This is a genomic window from Archangium lipolyticum, from assembly GCF_024623785.1.
In the GTDB taxonomy this organism is placed as follows: domain Bacteria; phylum Myxococcota; class Myxococcia; order Myxococcales; family Myxococcaceae; genus Archangium; species Archangium lipolyticum.
Window position 1 is genome coordinate 432,743 of sequence record NZ_JANKBZ010000006.1, and the last position, 17,714, is coordinate 450,456.

At 69.1% G+C, this 17,714-nt stretch carries 20 protein-coding genes; 10 read left to right on the plus strand and 10 right to left on the minus strand.

The annotated features are described in order from the left end of the window. Nucleotides 1–26: 26 nt before the first annotated feature. The 3 genes from NR810_RS16735 (at nt 27) to NR810_RS16745 (ending at nt 2,711) form a co-directional block, all read left to right on the plus strand. Nucleotides 27–746, plus strand: a complete 720-nt coding sequence (locus tag NR810_RS16735) for a glycosyltransferase family 2 protein (protein ID WP_257453608.1) — start codon at nt 27–29, stop codon at nt 744–746. Between the two features lie 125 nt (nt 747–871). Further along, the gene (locus NR810_RS16740) at nt 872–1,435 is read left to right on the plus strand and encodes a putative ABC transporter permease (protein ID WP_257453609.1); all 564 of its coding nucleotides are present in this window, start codon (nt 872–874) and stop codon (nt 1,433–1,435) included. A 241-nt stretch (nt 1,436–1,676) separates the two neighbouring features. After that, nucleotides 1,677–2,711 (plus strand): rod shape-determining protein, encoded by a 1,035-nt coding sequence (locus NR810_RS16745; protein ID WP_043412497.1) that lies wholly within the window; start codon nt 1,677–1,679, stop codon nt 2,709–2,711. 133 nt (nt 2,712–2,844) lie between these two features. Here the strand turns inward: NR810_RS16745 and NR810_RS16750 are convergent, their stop codons facing one another. Genes NR810_RS16750 through NR810_RS16765 form a run of 4 tightly spaced genes read right to left on the minus strand, consistent with a single transcriptional unit; the run spans nt 2,845 to nt 7,087 of the window. After that, nucleotides 2,845–4,002 carry an ABC transporter permease gene (locus NR810_RS16750; protein ID WP_257453610.1) on the minus strand — a complete coding sequence of 386 codons (1,158 nt, stop codon included), beginning with the start codon at nt 4,000–4,002 and terminating at the stop codon, nt 2,845–2,847. Between the two features lie 3 nt (nt 4,003–4,005). Beyond that, nucleotides 4,006–5,169, minus strand: coding sequence for an ABC transporter permease (locus NR810_RS16755; RefSeq protein ID WP_257453611.1), 1,164 nt, complete (start codon nt 5,167–5,169; stop codon nt 4,006–4,008). Further along, nucleotides 5,166–5,861 (minus strand): ABC transporter ATP-binding protein, encoded by a 696-nt coding sequence (locus NR810_RS16760; protein WP_257453612.1) that lies wholly within the window; start codon nt 5,859–5,861, stop codon nt 5,166–5,168. The genes NR810_RS16755 and NR810_RS16760 overlap by 4 nt, the downstream gene beginning before the upstream one ends. Continuing rightward, on the minus strand, nt 5,858–7,087 hold the full coding sequence (locus NR810_RS16765) for an efflux RND transporter periplasmic adaptor subunit (RefSeq protein ID WP_257453613.1): 1,230 nt from the start codon (nt 7,085–7,087) through the stop codon (nt 5,858–5,860). Before NR810_RS16765 ends, NR810_RS16760 begins: the two co-directional genes overlap by 4 nt. 248 nt (nt 7,088–7,335) lie before the next feature. On the opposite strand from NR810_RS16765, the gene NR810_RS16770 reads away from it, so the two are divergent. After that, nucleotides 7,336–7,575: a DUF2171 domain-containing protein gene (locus NR810_RS16770; protein WP_257453614.1), complete on the plus strand. Its 240-nt coding sequence runs from the start codon at nt 7,336–7,338 to the stop codon at nt 7,573–7,575. A 4-nt stretch (nt 7,576–7,579) separates the two neighbouring features. Here NR810_RS16770 and NR810_RS16775 read toward each other — a convergent pair whose 3' ends face one another. Beyond that, nucleotides 7,580–8,944 carry a DUF2156 domain-containing protein gene (locus tag NR810_RS16775; RefSeq protein ID WP_257453615.1) on the minus strand — a complete coding sequence of 455 codons (1,365 nt, stop codon included), beginning with the start codon at nt 8,942–8,944 and terminating at the stop codon, nt 7,580–7,582. A 181-nt stretch (nt 8,945–9,125) separates the two neighbouring features. On the opposite strand from NR810_RS16775, the gene NR810_RS16780 reads away from it, so the two are divergent. From NR810_RS16780 to NR810_RS16790, 3 genes are all read left to right on the plus strand, one after another. Further along, a complete protein-coding gene (locus NR810_RS16780; RefSeq protein ID WP_257453616.1) occupies nt 9,126–9,845 on the plus strand; it encodes a hypothetical protein in 720 nt (239 codons plus the stop codon). After that, nucleotides 9,842–10,417: a hypothetical protein gene (locus tag NR810_RS16785; RefSeq protein ID WP_257453617.1), complete on the plus strand. Its 576-nt coding sequence runs from the start codon at nt 9,842–9,844 to the stop codon at nt 10,415–10,417. The genes NR810_RS16780 and NR810_RS16785 overlap by 4 nt, the downstream gene beginning before the upstream one ends. A gap of 157 nt (nt 10,418–10,574) precedes the next feature. Next, entirely contained in the window at nt 10,575–11,360 is a 786-nt protein-coding gene (locus tag NR810_RS16790) for a hypothetical protein (RefSeq protein ID WP_257453618.1), read from the plus strand. On the opposite strand, the gene NR810_RS16795 is transcribed toward NR810_RS16790, so the two are convergent. Beyond that, nucleotides 11,335–12,018 carry a hypothetical protein gene (locus NR810_RS16795; protein ID WP_257453619.1) on the minus strand — a complete coding sequence of 228 codons (684 nt, stop codon included), beginning with the start codon at nt 12,016–12,018 and terminating at the stop codon, nt 11,335–11,337. The two genes, NR810_RS16790 and NR810_RS16795, sit on opposite strands and share 26 nt — an antisense overlap. 340 nt (nt 12,019–12,358) lie before the next feature. Here NR810_RS16795 and NR810_RS16800 point away from each other — a divergent pair, with 340 nt between their 5' ends. Continuing rightward, the gene (locus tag NR810_RS16800) at nt 12,359–12,622 is read left to right on the plus strand and encodes a hypothetical protein (RefSeq protein WP_257453620.1); all 264 of its coding nucleotides are present in this window, start codon (nt 12,359–12,361) and stop codon (nt 12,620–12,622) included. A 129-nt stretch (nt 12,623–12,751) separates the two neighbouring features. On the opposite strand, the gene NR810_RS16805 is transcribed toward NR810_RS16800, so the two are convergent. Further along, the gene (locus NR810_RS16805; RefSeq protein WP_257453621.1) at nt 12,752–13,204 is read right to left on the minus strand and encodes a tetratricopeptide repeat protein; all 453 of its coding nucleotides are present in this window, start codon (nt 13,202–13,204) and stop codon (nt 12,752–12,754) included. 97 nt (nt 13,205–13,301) lie between these two features. Here NR810_RS16805 and NR810_RS16810 point away from each other — a divergent pair, with 97 nt between their 5' ends. Further along, complete coding sequence (locus tag NR810_RS16810) at nt 13,302–13,892, plus strand: hypothetical protein (protein WP_257453622.1); 591 nt, start codon at nt 13,302–13,304, stop codon at nt 13,890–13,892. A gap of 30 nt (nt 13,893–13,922) precedes the next feature. Here the strand turns inward: NR810_RS16810 and NR810_RS16815 are convergent, their stop codons facing one another. From NR810_RS16815 to NR810_RS16825, 3 genes are all read right to left on the minus strand, one after another. Then, nucleotides 13,923–14,552, minus strand: a complete 630-nt coding sequence (locus tag NR810_RS16815; RefSeq protein WP_257453623.1) for an LbetaH domain-containing protein — start codon at nt 14,550–14,552, stop codon at nt 13,923–13,925. A gap of 31 nt (nt 14,553–14,583) precedes the next feature. After that, nucleotides 14,584–15,279, minus strand: a complete 696-nt coding sequence (locus NR810_RS16820; protein WP_257453624.1) for a DUF2306 domain-containing protein — start codon at nt 15,277–15,279, stop codon at nt 14,584–14,586. Between the two features lie 76 nt (nt 15,280–15,355). Then, nucleotides 15,356–15,772, minus strand: a complete 417-nt coding sequence (locus tag NR810_RS16825; protein ID WP_257453625.1) for a VOC family protein — start codon at nt 15,770–15,772, stop codon at nt 15,356–15,358. A gap of 265 nt (nt 15,773–16,037) precedes the next feature. On the opposite strand from NR810_RS16825, the gene NR810_RS16830 reads away from it, so the two are divergent. Then, a complete protein-coding gene (locus tag NR810_RS16830) occupies nt 16,038–17,711 on the plus strand; it encodes a DUF1800 domain-containing protein (protein WP_257453626.1) in 1,674 nt (557 codons plus the stop codon). The last annotated feature ends 3 nt before the right edge of the window (nt 17,712–17,714 follow it).

Below are 17,714 nucleotides of genomic sequence, written 5' to 3' on the forward strand. Positions count from 1 at the left end.
CGAAATCGGGTAGAGCCCCACCCGCCATGCTCGTCTCGGTCGTCATCCCCGTCTACAACGAGATTGCCACCCTCGCCGAAATCCTCCGCCGCGTGACCGCGGTGGACTTCCCCAAGGAGCTCGTCATCGTGGACGACTGCTCCCGGGATGGGAGCCGCGAGTTCCTCCAGCAGCTCGCCGACAAGGGCCTGTCCGTCCTCGACGGCACCCCGAAGAACCGCAACGAGCTGCGCATCCTCTTCCAGGAGAAGAACCAGGGGAAGGGCGCCGCCCTGCGCCGCGGCTTCTCCGAGTCCTCCGGGGACATCGTCATCATCCAGGACGCGGACCTCGAGTACGACCCGCGTGAAATCCCCCGCGTCATCCAGCCCATCATGGATGGCGACGCGGACGTCGTCTTCGGCAGCCGCTTCACCGGCACGCCCCGGCGCGTCCTCTACTTCTGGCACTCGGTGCTCAACCACTTCCTCACCATGCTGTCCAACATGACCAGCAACCTGAACCTCACGGACATGGAGACCTGCTACAAGGCCTTCCGCGCCGAGGTCATCCGGTCGGTCGACATCGAGGAGGACCGCTTCGGCATCGAGCCGGAAATCACCGCCAAGGTGGCTCGCGGGGGCTGGCGCGTCTTCGAGGTGCCCATCAGCTACCACGGGCGCACCTACGAGGAGGGCAAGAAGATCGGCTGGAAGGACGGCGTCCGGGCCCTCTACGCCATCGGCAAGTACGCCATCAAACGCTGAGCGCCCCTTCGGGGTGTCCAGCGGCGGACACCGGCCGGCCCCTCGCGGGCCCGCTCGTCCGCCTGGCAACTCACTGACCTCCCGTTCCAGGTGCCCCTCCGGAATCCGGTTCCTAGGTTCCGAGAGTGCTACCGCGATTCCTGCTGTACGGGTGTACTGGCTGGGTGATGGAGGTGTGCTTCACCGGCATGGGGGCGGCCCTCTTCGACCGGGACAGGAACGCCACGGCGACGACGTACCTCTGGATGCACCCCATCTACGGCGCCACGGCGCTGGGGATGGAGCTGCTCCATGACCGGCTGCGCTTCCTGCCCCGGCCGGTGCGTGCCCTCGCCTACACCGCCGTCATCTTCGGCGCCGAGTTCACCACGGGTTGGCTGCTGCGCAAGGCGCTCGGCCGCTGCCCGTGGGACTACGAGAAGCGGGGCTGGAGCGTGAAGGGCCTCATCCGCCTGGACTACGCCCCCTTCTGGTACGCCGCGGGCCTGCTCTTCGAGCCCGTGCGCGAGGCCCTCCTGCGCATCACCAGCGAGGCCCTGCGCCAGACGCCCGAGTACCGCCATGCGGTGGAGACCGGCGCGGTGGCCGAGCCCTTCCACCTCGGCCCCGTCTCCATCGAGCAGGAGGCCGGGGAGGCGGCGGACACCTTCCTCCTGGCCGAGGAGACCGAGCCCCACCCGCTCCACTGAGAGGAGCCGAGCAGGCCACGGGAGTGTGGGGGAAACCCCTCACCCCGGACCATCTGTCAGAGGGAGGAAGGGCGCGTGGAGGGGAAGGACGGGGGGCCCCGAGGCCCGGACGCTCTCCGGCCGGGCCCTGGCCTTGACAGTTGCCTTTTCTTCCTGCTGGAGGCCCCGCGTAGTAGGTTGCCGCGCGTTCCCTGAAAGTGCAGGGAAATGACGCCGCACCACCGAAAGTTTCCGCCCCCGTATGTTCGACTGGCTCCACACTCTCTTTTCGCGCGACCTCGCCATCGACCTGGGCACGGCCAACACGCTCATCTACATCCGCGGTCAAGGCATCGTCTCCAATGAGCCTTCCGTCGTCGCCGTGCAGCAGGACGCGCGGGGCGGCAAGAAGGTGCTCGCCGTGGGCAAGGAGGCCAAGGAGATGCTCGGCCGTACGCCGGGCAACATCGTGGCCATCCGCCCCATGAAGGACGGCGTCATCGCCGACTTCGAGATCACCGCGGCGATGTTGCGCTACTTCATCCAGACGGCGCACAACCGCAAGTCGCTGGTGAGCCCGCGCATCGTCATCGGAATCCCCTCGGGGATCACCGAGGTGGAGCGCCGCGCCGTGCGTGAAGCCGCCGCCAATGCCGGTGCCCGCGAGGTGTACTTGATTGAACAGCCGATGGCCGCGGCCATTGGAGCCGGCCTGCCCGTGACCGAGCCGAGCGGCAACATGATCGTCGACATCGGCGGTGGTACGTCCGACGTGGCGGTCATCAGCCTGGCGGGCATCGTGTTCGCCAAGAGCGTGCGAATCGGCGGCGACAAGCTGGACGAGGCGATCATCCAGTACGTCAAGCGCAAGTACAACCTGCTCATCGGCGAGCGCACGGCGGAGCTCATCAAGATGGGCATCGGCACGGCGTACCCCACCGAGGAGGTCATGACCATGGAGATCAAGGGTCGAGACCTGGTGGCGGGCGTGCCGCGCACGCTGACGGTGAGCAGCGACGAGGTGCGAGACGCGCTGAGCGAGCCGGTGAACGGCATCGTGGAGGCGGTGAAGCTGACGCTGGAGCGCACGCCGCCGGAGCTGGCCGGAGACATCGCGGACCGGGGCATCGTGCTGGCCGGTGGTGGAGCGCTGCTGAAGAACCTGGACACGCTGCTGCGCGAGGAGACGGGCCTGCCGGTGTTCCTGGCGGAGGATCCGCTGTCCGCGGTGGTGATGGGAGCGGGCAAGGCGCTGGAGTCGCTCGACATCCTGCGCCAGGTCTGCCAGCCGGGCTGAGCCGTCGTCGTCTCCCCTCTCCCTCTGGGAGAGGGGCGGGGGTGAGGGTCTTGCCTCCAGAGAGAGCACCGGGTCACCGTGTGTAGACCCTCACCCTGACCCTCTCCCAGAGGGAGAGGGAAGAGATGGGAAGCTAGGCTCTCAGTGCATCCAGGATGGACAGCCGTGAGGCGCGCAGGGCGGGCAGCATCCCGCCCAGTGTGCCCATGAGTGTCCCGAACACGAGCGCCGCCACCACGATGCTTGGTGTCGGCGTGAAGCCGAACCGCACCTCGGCGAACGTCTGGAAGTTCAGGGTGCGGATCTCCATCCACCGCGTGGCCAGCGCCCCCAGCGCGCCCAGCACCCCTCCGGCCGCGCCCAGCACCGCCGACTCGATGAGGATGCTCGCGAGCACACTCCGGCGCCGGTAGCCCACCGCCCGCAGCATGCCCAGCTCGGTGATCCGCGCCGACACCTGCGCGTACATGGTGATCATCGCGCCCAGCACCGCGCCCACGCTGAAGATGAAGGACACGAAGAGCCCGAGCACCCGGATGAAGGTGGCCAGCCACGTGGCCTGCTCGGCCCAGTACTCGGGCTCCGGCTTCGCATCGAGCGTGAAGCGCGGATCTCCATCCACCGCCTGGATGAAGGCATCCCGGGCCTGCACCGAGCCCGTCCGTACGACGATGGAGCTCAGCCCCGGCCGGTCGAAGGCCGGGCCCAGCCGGTTGACGTCCACCCAGAGCTCGGACTCGTAGGCCCCGCCGCCGGCCGAGAAGACGCCCACCACCGGCCAGCGCTGCTCGGCGAAGCGCAGCTCGCCTCCCAGCCTCGCGCCCGGCGAGCGCCCCACCAGCGCCTCGCCCAGGGCGATCTCATTCGTCCCCACCCTCGGAGGCCGCCCCGCGATGAGCCGCACGACAGGCCGGATGGCGAAGCTCTGGGGGCCGATGCCTCGCGCATTGACGTTGGATTCCTTCCCATCCGGGCGGGGCAGCAGCACCGGCACCACCAGCTCGCCGGCCACCAGGGGGTCCCCCTCCACCGAGGAGGCCACCTGCGTGGCGCTGCCCAGGGCCCGCAGGGCGCCGCGCTCCACGGTGCTCATCAGCTCGCTGGTGGAGCCCTCGTTGAGGAGGACGACGTTGCGCGGGTCTCCGCCCGAGGCGAGCGCGGACTCGATGCCGTTGGCCAGCATCAGCACCGCGGCGAAGACGAAGACGACGAGCCCCAGGCCCACCACGGTGAGCCCCGTCGACAGCCGCCGCGCCCAGAGGCTGCGCGTGTTGTAGTAGAGGGGAATCATCGCTCAGGCCACCTTCCTCAGCCCCTCGGCCACGGAGATGCGCACGGCGCGCATCGCGGGGATGGCCCCGGCCAGCAGCGACACGCCCAGGGCCGCCAGTGCTCCGAACAGCAACGTGCTCTCGCGCATGAAGTCCTTGGGAATGCCGCCCCCCATCTGCGATCCCACGGCCGCGATGAAGACGTTGATGAGCGGCGGCGCGATGAGCACCCCGAGCACGGCCGAGGCCAGGCCGATGACCAACGACTCGAAGAGGACGAGCATCACCACCCGCCCGCTCTTGAAGCCCATGGCCCGCAGCGTCGCCAGGTCGCGCGTGCGCTCGCGCACGCTCATGGCCAGCGTGTTGCCGATGACCAGCAGGATGATGAGCAGGATGACGGTGGACACCACCTGCACCGCGGTGATGATGGCCGACAGCATGGAGATGAAGCCCAGCGTGGCGGCGCGCTCGCTCTCGGTGCGCGTGGGGTACGGGCTGTTGGCGAACATGGCGTCCACCGTCGAGGACACCAGCGCCGAGCGCGAGGGGTCCTCCACCCGGAGCATGAAGGCCCCCACCCTGTCCCTTTGATTCTCCGGCATCTTCTCGTTGAGGCAGCGGAAGCCGAAGAAGAAGGTGGCGGTATCCATGCCGCCGCTGCGCACGTCGTAGATGCCGCGCACGGTGAAGGTCCAGTCGCCCGGGTAGATGGTGCCCTTGAGCGTCACCCGCTCCCCCACCTTCCAGCCGTAGCGAGCCGCCAGGTCCTTTCCGATGAGCGCACCACACGGATCCGCCGAGAAGGCCGCCACCTGCTCTGGAGGCACGGCCACCTCGTCGAACACCTTCATGAAGGAGGGTGGATCCACGAAGGCCGAGCCGAAGAAGTCCTTCTGGGACTCGCCGTACCTGCCGCCGAAGAAGCCATAGAAGGTGATGTCGCTCACGCCCGGGACCGCGGCGATGCGCGGCATATAGGACAGCGGCAGATCCTCCGTGATGGACGCCTTGCTGCGGGTGAAGAGCCGGTCCGCCTGGGCCGCCGTCGCTCCCACGTAGAACAGGTCCACCACCGTGCGCAGGAAGATGAAGGCCATCACCCCCACCGCCCCCGCCAACACCGTGAGGCCCAGGCGCAACGGATTGCGCAGCAGGTCCTTCCAGACGAGCCGCCCGAACGTCATTGCAGCAGCCCCTTCTCCAGGTGCCGCACCAGGTCCGCTCGCTCGGCGGCATGCGGATCATGCGTCACCATCACCAGCGTCTTGTGCAGCTCGTGGTGCAGCAGCGCGAAGAGATCCAACACCTGCTCGGCCGACTTGCGGTCCAGGTCTCCCGTGGGCTCGTCCGCGATGAGCAGGTCCGGGTCCGTGACGATGGCCCGGGCGATCGCCACCCGCTGCTGCTCGCCTCCGGACAGCTGTGGCGGGCGGTGGTTCATCCGGTGCCCCAGGCCCACCACCTCCAGCGCGGCGGCCACGTGCGCGCGGCGCTCCGAGCGAGAGAGCGGCGAGAGCAGCAGCGGCAGCTCCACGTTCTCCGCCGCCGTGAGCACGGGCAGCAGGTTGTACATCTGGAAGACGAAGCCCACGTGGCCCGCGCGCCAGTCGGACAGCTCCTTGTCGCTCATGCGCGCCAGGTCGTGCCCGCCCACCTCCACCACGCCCGTGGTGGGCCGGTCCAACCCGGAGATGAGGTTGAGCAGCGTGGACTTGCCCGAGCCGGACGGGCCCATGAAGGCCTCGAAGGCCCCCGTCTCGATGTCCAGGTTCACCCCCTCCAGCACGGGCACGACGAGATCGCCGCGCCGGTAGGACTTGGAGACCCCCCGGAGCCGGATGATGGGAGGCGTCACTTCCATCGGCACGGTGCTCATCCGCCCTCCGTCAGCACCTTCACCTTGCGCCCCGTGCGCAGCCGCTCGTCGGGCGACACCACCACCTGCGTCCCCGGCTTCGGCCCCTGCGCCAGCGCCACCTCGTCCCCCACCTTCTCCCCCACCTGCACCGGCTGGCGCTTCAGCCGCCCGTCCTGCACCACCCACACCACGGACTGCCCCTCGCTCGGCACCACCGCCGAGGCCGGGACTCGCAGCGCCCCGTCCTTCTTCGTGAGCGCCTCCGGAGGCAGCTCCTCCTTCAGGAAGGCCACCCGCGAGCCCATGTCCGGCAGCACGCCCGGGGGTATCTCGTCGAACTCCACGTTCACGTCCGCGGTGGCCTTGGAGCGGTCGATGGCCGGGCGTATCGAGCGCACCTTCCCGGCGAAGGTCCGGTCCGGGTACGCATCCAGGAAGATGAGCGCGGGCTGCCCGACCTCGATGCGCGGCAGCTGCTCCTCGCTGACCTCGGCTTCCACCTCGAGCGCCCCCAGGTCCACCAGCTCGACGATGCCGCCGATGTTCTCCTGCTCGAGCGCGGCGGGCGCGAGCACCGCGCCCTCATCCGCCAGCTTGCGCACCACCGTGCCCGGGAAGGGCGCCCGCACCACCGTGTGGGACAGCTGCAGCTCCGCGGCCTCCACCGCGCGCCGGGCGGCGGTGAGCTGGGCACTCGCGGCCATCTCCTCGGCGGAGGAAGCCTGGGCGAGGGCCTGCGATTCCTCCAGGCTCGCCCGGGTGATGACCTGCGCCTGTGCCAGCCGCTCGGCCCGGGCCAGGTCGCTCCGTGCCCGCGTCCCCGTGGCCCGGGCGGCGAGGAGCCGCTGCTCGGCCGCCTGGAGCTCGGCACGGGCCCGCGCGGCCGTCACACGTGCGTCCCGGTCATCCAGGCGGGCGAGCACCTGCCCCTTCTTCACCGCGTCGCCCTCGTCCACCGCCACCTCCACCAGGCGGCCCGCCACCTGGGGCGCGATGATGGAGCGCCGGCGCGAGGAGACGAAACCAGCGGCGGAGAGCTCGGTCTGCTGCTCGCCGGGACGGGCCTCACGAACCTCCGCCACGCGCACGCTGGGGGCTCGACCCACCACCAGCGACCCCACCACCAGGGCGAGCACGACGGCGAGCGCTCCCCACAACAACCACCGGCGTCCATGTCTCCGCCGGGGGTGGGCCGAACGGTCGATCCGGAGCGCGTCCAACCTCTGGGCCTGCGCCTGCGCCATGGACATCACCCCCGTGCGTCATGAGACCTCGGAGAGAAAGGTAGGAGGAGACACAGAGTGTGACTGCATCCTCTGGCTGCCCGTCCCCTCCTCCACCGGGGTGGACGGGCGTTGCTCCCTCCTCATGGGAGGGGACGAGTACAGGCCGAGGCGCGCGACCCTGAGTGTTTTCTCCGAGGGGGAGACACGACATGTATGTGACGAGGGAGGGCAAATCCGTGAGGAACGACCATGATTGAGGGACGGCGATGATGATCAGCCCGGATGACATCCAGGAAGGAATGACGGTCAGGGACCTGGAAGGCCGGAAGCTCGGCACGGTGGCGAACGTGGGGGAGACCCACTTCGAGCTGGAGCAGGGATGGCCCGCCCGGCGGGACTACATGGTGCGCTACCACGGAGTGGCGCGCGTGCAGGGCCGGGACGTGTACCTCTCGCCCGCGCCCACGCCGGTGCCGCCCGAGGACGACCCACCTCCAAACGGTTGAAGCCTCAGACGTGCTCGAGTGTCGGGTGGCGGCGCGCCCAGAAGAGCAGCACCGCCGCCAGGGCCGGCGCGAGCACCGCCACGAACATGACGAGCCAGTCGCCAGGGCCTTGCGCGCGGGGGACGTTGTAGAGGAGCGCCTCGAGGAGCGTGAGGCACGCATCCCCGGTGATGACCGAGGCCAGCAGCGTGGCGAGCCATGCGCGCCAGCGGCGGACGAGCGAGAAGAGCGCCACCGTCAGCCCCACGTCGAAGAGCACCCAGCCCCACTGCACGAGCGGTGAGGGGAAGCGGGGCGCGTTGACGGGCAGCGCGAGCAGCACCGTCCAGGGCACCAGCAGCACGGCGAGCAGCCACACGAGCAGCAGGGGCCGGAGCAGGAGCGTGGCCACGCCGAAGCGCGCGAGGCTTCCCCGGGCGAAGGCGGTGAGGGCGTCGTACACGGGCCAGGGCGTGGAGTGCCGGGCGGGCCAGGCCAGGTGGATACGGTCCCACGCATGCGGGCGCAGCCGGGCCTTGAAGGCCCGAAGGCCCTCGAAGTCGTAGAGGGGTGTGCCGACGGCCCGGGCCGCGCGCAGCCAGCCGGCCACCTCGCCCGCCAGGGGCGCGAGCCCCAGCGTCAGGTAGTTCCGCCCCTCCGCGGCCGCCGCGCGCATCACCGCGTCCACCAGCAGCTCCGCGGTGCCGTTGGGTGCGTGCCTGTCCCGGAGCAGGTGCTGCACGAACCAGCCGTTGCGCGCATACACCGGCACCGCCGAGAGGAAGGCCACCACCTCCCCGTCCCGCTCCGCCACGAAGGAGCGGCGCTCCTCGGCCCAGGCGTACGGGGAGAGCTGCACCAGGAACCCCATGGGCGCCATGCGCCGGGACCGCAGCCAGCGCTCCATCAGCCGGTCCACCCCGGCCCGCGTCGGGTGGCCGGGGTCCTTCAGCTCGGCGGGAGCCACCTCGCGAATCCTCACGCCCTTGGCCCGTGCGCGACGCAGCTGCTCGCGCAGGCTCCGGCTCTCGTGGACGCCCTCCTCCCAGCGCCTCGGGTCCCACACGGGCTGCTCGCCAATGGACAGCCCCTTCAACGGGGCCGCCGCCAGCATGCGCTGCTCGGTGGCGAAGAAGCACAGGCGCCGACCCGACGCGGCCGCGTGCGCCTCGAAGCGCTCGGCCACCTCGGCGAGGCGCTCCTCGGAGGCGATGGGGGCCCCCGCCACCACCCACGCCTTGCCCGTGTCCACGTACGCCACGCACGCGTCCTCGCCGTCGAACCAGTACGAGTACCCCGGCTCCAGCACCTGGAAGGACGTCGCGTTCCACCCGTGCCGCTTGAGCAGCGTCAACATCCTCTGGTGCTCGTCCTGGATGGCGTCACTCATGCGCGAGTGACCCGAATAGGTCCGGCTCCGTCCGTTCGCAAGGTGAACCCGTGGCCGGGATGGCCGCCCACCGGGCGAGGAGGCGCCCTCGTACACCCATCCACACCGGGAGTGCGTGTGACAGAGCGGGCCGGGACGCGGTACATCGAGGCCCTTCCCTTCCTCTCAAGGAGTGAGTGGGTTGAACCCTCGAGATACCTCTCCCCGCCTGAGCCGCCCCGTCGCGGCCGGGCTCGTCCTCTGGGCGCTCGTCGCCCTCCTCCAGCCCGCGGAGGCTCGCGCCGGCAACGCGCGGCTGCTCACCCTCGACGAAGCCGCCGCCATCAAACACCCCGTCATTGGCCTGCAACGCTCGGCGCTGCCGCTGGCCCTGGGCTTCGCGCTGGACACCTCCGTCCTGGCGGACCTGGCGCTCACGCCCAACCTGGGACTGCGCTGGGGGGTGGAAGCGGGGCCGCACCGCTTCGTCGTCGGTGCGCGCTACGCGAAGTTCATGGGCGCCTCGCTCATCTCCGATTTCGTCACCTCCCAGGAGCCCGCGGTGAAGCGCTACGACGCCAGCTTCAGCGGGCCCAGCTTCTACGCCCTGTATGGCGTGTCGCTCGGCCGGGTGCTGGTGCAGGCCGAGGCGCGTCACTCCCGCTACCAGGCCACCTCCACCTCGGTGACGGGCGCGGTGGTGATCAACTTCGCCGGCAACTGGTCCGTGGTGGGTGAGTTCGGCACCGTGCTGCGCGAGGGCCTGCCCCTGCGCGGCGCGGCCGGCATCCGCTACGCCGGAGAGAACCTCGGCCTCTCGCTCGGGGCCGCCTACGTGGACCTGACCGAGCCCATGCTGCCCTACAACGGCGGCCGCATCCCCGTCATCCCCGCCTTCGACCTGTCCTGGACCTTCCGATGAAACGCCAGCTCCTCGCCCTGCTCTGCCCGCTCCTGCTCTCCGCGTGCTCCGCCGAGATCGCCGTGGAGACGCCCCCCCAGACGCAGAACATCCCCATCACCTCGGTGGGCGAGCCCGCCTACGTCGAGGTGGCCGTCGACCTGCCCGCGGAGACGCAGGGACTCGACGTCACCGTGAAGGAGATCAGCGCCACCCTCACGGTGCACAACCCCTCGCAGATGTTCACGCTGAAGACGGTCGGGCGGCTGTCGCTCACCGGCAACGCCACGCCGGACTCGCCCGTCTTCTACACCCGGAACAACCTGCCCCCCTACTACGAGACCGCGGAGATCCTCCTGCCGGAGCGTGAATTCGCGCCCGCCTCCCACACGCCGGTGTCCATCAACTCGCCCACGCTGGTGAAGGCCATCGGCCAGAAGCGCATCTGGGTCATCGTGAGCAACACGGTGACGCAGGTGAGGATCGGCACTCCGTCATCGCTGGAGATCCAACTGGAGAACATCATCCTGCGCGCCGTCGTCACCAAGCCCTTCCAGGGGCTGGAAGGCGTGCTGGGCCCCGGCGGCCTCTGACGGAAGGGGTAGGAGTGGAGGAGCCGGGCCCGAGACCCGCCCGGACCCGGCTCCCCTCGACGACACGCGGTTCGGGCCCCCCCGACGACCGGCCCGCGGGGACATTCCTAGCGCACCGGTCTGACAAGTCCCGGGAGCCCGGGTAGGCTCGGGGGCGGTGCTCTCGCTCACGATTCTCGCCCTCGCCACCGCCGCGCCCGGCCTGCCCTCGCACGCCGCGTCTTCCCTCGTGCTCGCCCAGGCGCCCGGAGAGGCCCAGGCGGACCTCGCCCAGGCGCGAGCGCTCGCCAGCGCGCTGCGCTACGAGGAGGCCGTCGTCGAGTACCAGCGCTACCTGGGCCAGCCGAACCGTCCCACGGCCGAGCGAGCCCAGGCCCTGTTGGAGCTGGGCTTCATCCACCTGCTGCTGGACGACGCGGTGAACGCCGAGCAGCGCACCAGCGAGGCGCTGGAGCTGGACGCCTGGGTGCGGCCGCCGGCCGAAGCCCCACAGAAGCACAAGGACCTGGTGGAGCGGGTGCGCGCGAAGCTGGCCGCCCGGCCCCGGCTGGAGCTGCTGCCGCGCGAGGACGCGAGCCGCCCGAAGCACGTGCGCGCCACCTTGAAGGATCCGCAGGGCAAGGCGAGCCAGGTGATGCTGCGCCACGCCCTGGTTCCCGGGGGCCCCTACCGCGCCGCGCCCATGGTGTGCCAGGAGGGCACGTGCGAGGGCGAGCTGCCCTCTCCCAGCCGCGAGGCCTCGTTCACGGCGTGGTACTTCGTCGAGGCGCTCGACGCGCAGGGGAACACGGTGGCGCGGGCGGCCAACCCGTTGGCGCCGTTGCAGCTCGCCGTCATCGAGCAGCGGCCCTGGTACGAGAGCCCGTGGGTGTACGCGGGAGGAGCGGCGCTGGTGGTGGGCGCGGCGTCGGTCTTCTTCATCGCCTCCGACCCGCGGAAGTAGCCCGCGCACGCGGCGCGAGCGCGAGGGAGCGGTACACCTTGGATTCGGCGAAGGTGGGGATGTCCGTGGGGCGCTGGGCCCACCAGTTCATCACCAGGGTGACGCGCAGCCGCGAGGTGCCTGGCAGCTTCCCGGTGGGAATCTGGTTGTCCGCGTCAAGCACACCGTGGGTGAGGTCCCCGCGGAAGTAGACGAAGCGGTTGGGCCTGGGCATCGCGAGGTCGAAGTCCTGGGTGTTGGGAGCCAGTGACGGGTTGTCCTCGCAGGGCAGGGCCCTGGTCACCGCGAGCGCCCCGCCGCGGACGCTGTTCATGAACAGCAGGGACGTGAAGCGAGGGTGCACGAGCGGGCCGCCGCGCAGGGCGAGCTTCTCGTCGCGGTCCTGGTGGAAATCCACCTGCACGTCGGTGGTGCGCATGCGGGAGAACCACCACTCGACACCGGCGAGGCCCCGGCGCAGGGGCACACGCGGGCGCAGTTCGAGGATGACCTGCTCCACGACATTGGAGGGCTCGCCGAGGTCGAACCAGAAGGTCGTCTGGTAGGTCTGGCGCAGGCGCTCGGTGCCCAGGGCGCGGACCTTCCGCCACAGGCGGGCGAAGTCCGGGTCGGGCAGGGCATGGTCATGGATGTGGACGAGGGGAGCGCGGGCAGGCATGGCGGGCACGACTCTAGTCAGGTCGTCGGCAAGTGCCAGGAGGTGGCGCGCACCATCTACACGGCCACGACCGGCTCGGCCAGAAGCCCGAGTACATCGCGTTCAGAGCCTTGAACAAGCACCAGTTCATCGCTTTCGACCTGCCGAATGGCAAAAGCCATTCCATCACGCACAATGGCTATCTCGTCTTCACGCGATAGATGGAGTCGAGTGGCAGATCGTGCAAAGCCCCTGAATCTCCCCAAGGAGATGTTCATTGTCCGGCCAGTCATTGAATCAGAGCAAGCTACTCAACTACCTGATGCGAGTCCGCGGAGATATGCAGGCAGGGAGACTGAGCATGCATATCGGAGAGCCCAATGTGGATCGATTCTGGGGACTCCTCATCGGTTACCATACATGCCAACTCAATCACGGCGTGAAGGATCTGGAGTACTACCAATTCATCGATTGGTTGACCGAGAAAGGCGAGTACCCAACCGAAGGCTGGGCGGCGAAATACCTGCGGGACTGCGGTGGAGATCCCGAGCAGGCCATCCGCAAGTACCTCGACTTTGTCGCCGAGTTCCTGGCCTCGCGTCGGCAGGAGACGGCAGGGAGATGATGGGTTGCGCCGCTCCCTCTCCCTCTGGGAGAGGGCTGGGGTGAGGGTCTTCCCCAGGAACGGAGGAGGAGCCGGAGTGTCCGGCGCCTCTCTCGTGGGACCTACAGGCTACATCGAGCGCCACCTCCTTCATACGCCCAGCACGCGCTGGAGCGCCTCGGCCTGCCGCCGCCCTTCGGGCTCCGTCTCCAGGAGTGCCTTGACCACATGCCCGCGCGCGCGCTCCGGTTCCGTCTTCGCCAGAGCCATCGCCATGCAGAGGTTGGCGCGTGGGTGCTCCGGGTGAGCCGCCAATACGGGGGCCAGGACACGCACCGCCCGAGCATCCTCCTCTTGCTCCAGGTACAGCATCGACAGGTCGCACGCGGGCCCCGGCTCGCCCGGCGCCTGGGCATGGGCCCGTTCCAACAACGCCCGTGCCTGACCGCGCTCCCCCGCCAGGTCCAGTGCCCGCGCCAGCCCGTGCATCACCTCCACCGATCCGGGCGAGGCCCGCAGGGCCGCCTCCAGCAGCCTGCGCCCCTCCTCCACGTCTCCCGCCTCCAGCCGGGCCATTCCCTCCTGGTACTCGCGCTCTCCCACGGTGGTTCCTCCCTCTTGTGCGGTGCGGCAAGCGCCCACGCGCAACTGCGCACCCACCTTTTACGAGAATAGAGAAAAGCCCTCTCCCCCGACCCCCATGATCATCCGAAATGATCGCGCCCCCCTTCACCGTCCGCTGACGTCCCGTCCCGGGCCATCCGCTCCCCGCCAGCCCGCCACCACGCCCGAGCCTCCGCGCCAACCGCGCGACACCTTCACCGCGAGTGCGTCGGCGGTGCAGCGCACGGCGAAGGTCGCGGCGGCGCCCGCGGGTGACCATGGCAAGCTGATGCGGGACTACCTCACCGGTGCCCGTCCCCCGCCCGCGGACTTCGCGAAGGTGATGGGCTATACGCCCAACACCCTCCAGACCAAACACGGGACGCGGATGCAGGACCCGTACGGCTCCGCTTCCGCGCCTGGAAAGGTCGGCCCGGACAAGGAGTTCGACCCCGCGGCCAAGACCCACGATTACGGCTACGACCTGCTGCGGTACTACGATCGCAAGGGCACGCCGCTCGGACCGGACGCGCGCAAGGCCGCGGACGCGCTCTTCCGGGAAGACCTCTTCCACTACGCCAACGACCAGAAGGGGCTGGGAGACCGCTGGAAGTACCGGACCTGGGCGCAGATCTACGCCACCGCGGTGGAGCTGAACTCCCGCGTCCAGGGCTACGGCCCTCCGTAACCGGGTGGGACGCGCCGGCGCCGGCCAGACCTATCCTCGAGGCTCCGCCCCATCCTGCTCGACGAGTTGCAGCCGGCCCACCACCGCGCCGGGCGCGAGAATGGTTCCGGGGGACAGGACGGCATTGGCGCCGATGCGCACCCCATCCCCGAGCAACGCACCGAATTTGGTGCAACCCGTGCTGATCTGCTGTCCGTTGATGCGGACGCGGATGGTCTTGTCGGTCCGCTCGTTCCAGTGATTGGCGATCACGGAGCCGGCTTCCAGGTTGACACTCCGGCCGATGATGCTGTCGCCGACGAAGTTGAAGTGGGCGAGCACCGATTGGCTCGAGACGATGCTGGTCTTGAGCTCACACCCCGGGCCTACCGTGACATGGGGGCCCAGGATGACGCCTCCACGCAGGTAGGCATGGGCGGCGATGAAGCAGCCTTCGCGGATCAGTGCCGGAGCCTTGAGAATGGCTCCATCCTCCACCCGGGCGGAGCGGTGGATGTAGACGCCCGCCCGGTCCTCGTAATCCTTCGAGTCCAGCAGCTGGAGGAACCGCGGAAGCACCAGGGGTAGCTTCGCCACGAGATTCCAGGGCGCGTCTTCCAACGGAAGGAGCGGGAACTCTTCTCGCAGGCCGGGGACGTAGTTCGTCAGGAGGAGGCGCATGGAAGGGGCGCATTCTACAGCGAGGAGCGCTTCATGCGCCCTGCGGAGAGACGGGCTGTGCCTCCACGTCGGGTTGCCGCGCCGGGCGCGTCTGGTGGATCCACCACTCCCCGGCGGCCATCGTCACGAGCCAACCCGACCAGAAGGTCACCCCGATGAGCTGGGTCGGCGTCAGCGACGTGGCCACGATGCCCACCGCGTAGAAGATGCGAATCGTCGCGACGCCCAGGCCGATGGAGAAGCTGCGGATCATCCACTCGCGGTGCTGGGCGAACTCACGCCTGCGCGCCGAGAGATAGGCCCTGATCGTGAAGAGGATCATCAGGGCGCCGAAGACGATGCTCGGCACCAGCTCGACGGTTCCGGCCATGCCGTGCGTATACGCCATGGTCCCCCCCGAGATGGCGGCGCTGAAGCTCAAGAGGATGAAGGCCCGGCCCACCCAGCGGTGCACCCGCGGTCGGCGGGCCCGGAAGGTCTTGTTGAACTGCAGCACCCCCATCACCATGTAGAGGGTGCCGCCCAACCGGTGGAGCATGTTCTGGATGGGCCACTCGAACTGCTTGGGGATCATCTCGGTGGCGATCTGGCTCCCGTAGAGCACCACCATGACCTGATCGTAGAACGCCGCGGGGAGGACATACGGAGAGAGCGCGCTGAAGATGCCCAGGAAGGCGAGATAGAAGATGACGTAGCGGCCCGTCCTGGCGATTTTCGTGTGCGGCATGTGTCCTCCGGAGGCGCAGTACACACCCATCCTCCTCCCGCCGCCAAGCCCCCCGCGGAGCCCCTCACTCCGACGCTCAGGAGGGCGAAGCCACTGCTCCCGAGGGGCCGTGGTGCACCGCCTCGATGTTGTTGCCGTCCGGGTCCAACACGAACGCGCCGTAGTAGTGAGCATGGTAGTGCGGCCGCTCTCCAGGCGCGCCGTTGTCCTTCGCCCCGGCCTTCAGCGCCGCCCGGTGGAACGCGTCCACCGCCGCCCGGTCCCTGGCGGTGAAGGCCACGTGGCGGGGTGAGGCGGGCGTCTTCACCTCGATGATCCAGAGGATGCTCTTGCCGGGAGGGCCGAACGCGCACATCCGCCGGCCGGGGAACTCCGGATCCCACGTCGCGGTCAGATCCGGCCCGAGGCTGTAGCCCAGGGGCTCGAGCACGGCCGCGTAGAACGCCTTCGAAGTGGGGTAGTCCGTTGCGTAGAAGCTCAGGTGGTCGATCATGGTGGCGGCGTCATACCAGAAGGCTTCGGACGCGCATTGACCGTGTGCACGCCAGACACGGGTTCACTCCCACCTCTGGGATGACCTCGCGGTAGCTCACGGCGATATGCCATTGGCTCGCATCCACAGCGCGCCTGTCATTGCTCCAGATTTCTCATCATTTGGAATGACCTCATTGCATGGGGCCCCCCTTGCTCCATGTTCAATCTTGAAATATTGGATATCCAGCAATCACATCAATTCGGTATTTCCAGGAGGAGTCCGGATGCTCCAACGCACCCTCATTGCCCTCGCCGTGTGCGGCGCGACCGCCTGCACACCGGTCGATGGCCCACCCGGCGAGCAGTCCGACGTGCGGCCCGGTCAGGCGAAACAGGCCGTCGAGCCGCTCGACACCCCCTCCGAGGAGAACGCCATCCGGTTCCTCGAGCAGGCCACCTTCGGCCCGCGCCTCGCCAATGGCGTGAGTCCCCTGCCCCTCGACACCGTGGAGCGCGTGCGCTCCGTCGGCATCACGCAGTCCATCACCGACCAGCTCAACGCCACCCGCTCCACGTTCGACGGCACGACGACGAGCAAGGACCTGGGCTCGCAGTTCTTCACCCACGCCGTCACGGGGAAGGATCAACTCCGGCTGCGCGTGGCGTTCGCGCTGAGCCAGATCTTCGTCGTCTCGCAGAGTGGCATCCCCGACTTCCAGTCCACACCCGAGTCGGAGCCCAAGGTCGCGATGGCGGGGTACCTCAACCTGCTGTCCACGCAGGCCTTCGGCAACTTCCGCCAGCTGCTGGAGACGGTCACCCTCCATCCGGCCATGGGGAACTACCTCGACATGGTGAACAACCGGGCGTTCAACACGTCCGGCAAGCCCATCGAGCCGAACGAGAACTACGCGCGGGAGATGCTCCAGCTCTTCACCCTGGGCCTCTTCAAGCTGAACGAGGACGGCACCGAGAAGGTCGACGCCACGGGTGCGCCCATCCCCGCGTACACCGAGGCCCAGGTCCAGGCCTTCGCACGCGCCCTCTCCGGGTGGACCTATGGCAATGCGGCCGGGTGCCCGACCGTGGGCCGCAACAACACGGCCAACTTCACGCTGCCGATGATTGGCTGCGACGTGAACCATGACACCACCTCGAAGACGCTCCTCCGGGGCGCGGTGACGACCGCGGGCGGGAGCGCCACGCTCCACCTCAAGGAGGCGCTCGACAACGTCTTCGCCGACCCGAACCTCCCGCCGTTCATCTGCAAGCAGCTCATCCAGCACCTCGTCACCAGCAACCCGACGCCCGCGTACGTCCAGCGGGTGGTGAACGTCTTCAAGAACAATGGCTCGGGCGTGCGCGGAGACCTGCGCGCGGTGGTGCGCAAGATTCTCGAGGACGACGAGGCGCGCGGCCCGCAAGCGCCGCTGGGACAGTACGCCACCTATGGGCACCTCCGGCCGCCCGCGCTGTACATCACCTCGCTCGTCCGGTGGTTGAACGGGACGCTCGACACGGCGGAGGGCAAGGATCCGGGCGCGAAGCTCAACGCGTGGAGCCGCGCGCTCGGCCAGTACGTGCCCCGGCCGCCCTCGGTCTTCAGCTACTACCCGCCCAACGCACCGGCGCCCGGTGCGAGCGGACTGCTCGGCCCCGAGTTCGCCATCCTCGACACCGCGACGGTCGCCGCGCGCGCCAACGTCGTGCACGAGCTGCTCTTCTCGACCGCCCCCGCCACCGCGGGCGTCATCGTCAACCTGGACACGCTCCCGTCCGACCCGAACGACCTGGTCCTCTGGCTCAGCCGTTACTGGCTGCACGACACGATGTCCTCGGAGCTCCAGCTCGCCATCTACGGCGCCATCACCGACACGCGCGCCAGCACCGTGGCCCAGAAGAAGAAGCTCGCCGTCTACCTCACGTCGCTCTCCCCCGAATTCCAGATCCAGAGGTGAACC

What these genes read in the sequence shown, in the direction of transcription:
- NR810_RS16735 (WP_257453608.1), top strand. Translation starts at nt 27, where the DNA reads ATGCTCGTCTCGGTCGTCATCCCCGTCTACAACGAGATTGCCACCCTC.
- NR810_RS16745 (WP_043412497.1), top strand. Translation starts at nt 1,677, where the DNA reads ATGTTCGACTGGCTCCACACTCTCTTTTCGCGCGACCTCGCCATCGAC.
- NR810_RS16750 (WP_257453610.1), bottom strand. Translation starts at nt 4,002, where the DNA reads ATGATTCCCCTCTACTACAACACGCGCAGCCTCTGGGCGCGGCGGCTG.
- NR810_RS16755 (WP_257453611.1), bottom strand. Translation starts at nt 5,169, where the DNA reads ATGACGTTCGGGCGGCTCGTCTGGAAGGACCTGCTGCGCAATCCGTTG.
- NR810_RS16760 (WP_257453612.1), bottom strand. Translation starts at nt 5,861, where the DNA reads ATGAGCACCGTGCCGATGGAAGTGACGCCTCCCATCATCCGGCTCCGG.
- NR810_RS16765 (WP_257453613.1), bottom strand. Translation starts at nt 7,087, where the DNA reads ATGGCGCAGGCGCAGGCCCAGAGGTTGGACGCGCTCCGGATCGACCGT.
- NR810_RS16770 (WP_257453614.1), top strand. Translation starts at nt 7,336, where the DNA reads ATGATGATCAGCCCGGATGACATCCAGGAAGGAATGACGGTCAGGGAC.
- NR810_RS16775 (WP_257453615.1), bottom strand. Translation starts at nt 8,944, where the DNA reads ATGAGTGACGCCATCCAGGACGAGCACCAGAGGATGTTGACGCTGCTC.
- NR810_RS16785 (WP_257453617.1), top strand. Translation starts at nt 9,842, where the DNA reads ATGAAACGCCAGCTCCTCGCCCTGCTCTGCCCGCTCCTGCTCTCCGCG.
- NR810_RS16795 (WP_257453619.1), bottom strand. Translation starts at nt 12,018, where the DNA reads ATGCCTGCCCGCGCTCCCCTCGTCCACATCCATGACCATGCCCTGCCC.
- NR810_RS16800 (WP_257453620.1), top strand. Translation starts at nt 12,359, where the DNA reads ATGCATATCGGAGAGCCCAATGTGGATCGATTCTGGGGACTCCTCATC.
- NR810_RS16810 (WP_257453622.1), top strand. Translation starts at nt 13,302, where the DNA reads ATGATCATCCGAAATGATCGCGCCCCCCTTCACCGTCCGCTGACGTCC.
- NR810_RS16815 (WP_257453623.1), bottom strand. Translation starts at nt 14,552, where the DNA reads ATGCGCCTCCTCCTGACGAACTACGTCCCCGGCCTGCGAGAAGAGTTC.
- NR810_RS16820 (WP_257453624.1), bottom strand. Translation starts at nt 15,279, where the DNA reads ATGCCGCACACGAAAATCGCCAGGACGGGCCGCTACGTCATCTTCTAT.
- NR810_RS16825 (WP_257453625.1), bottom strand. Translation starts at nt 15,772, where the DNA reads ATGATCGACCACCTGAGCTTCTACGCAACGGACTACCCCACTTCGAAG.
- NR810_RS16830 (WP_257453626.1), top strand. Translation starts at nt 16,038, where the DNA reads ATGCTCCAACGCACCCTCATTGCCCTCGCCGTGTGCGGCGCGACCGCC.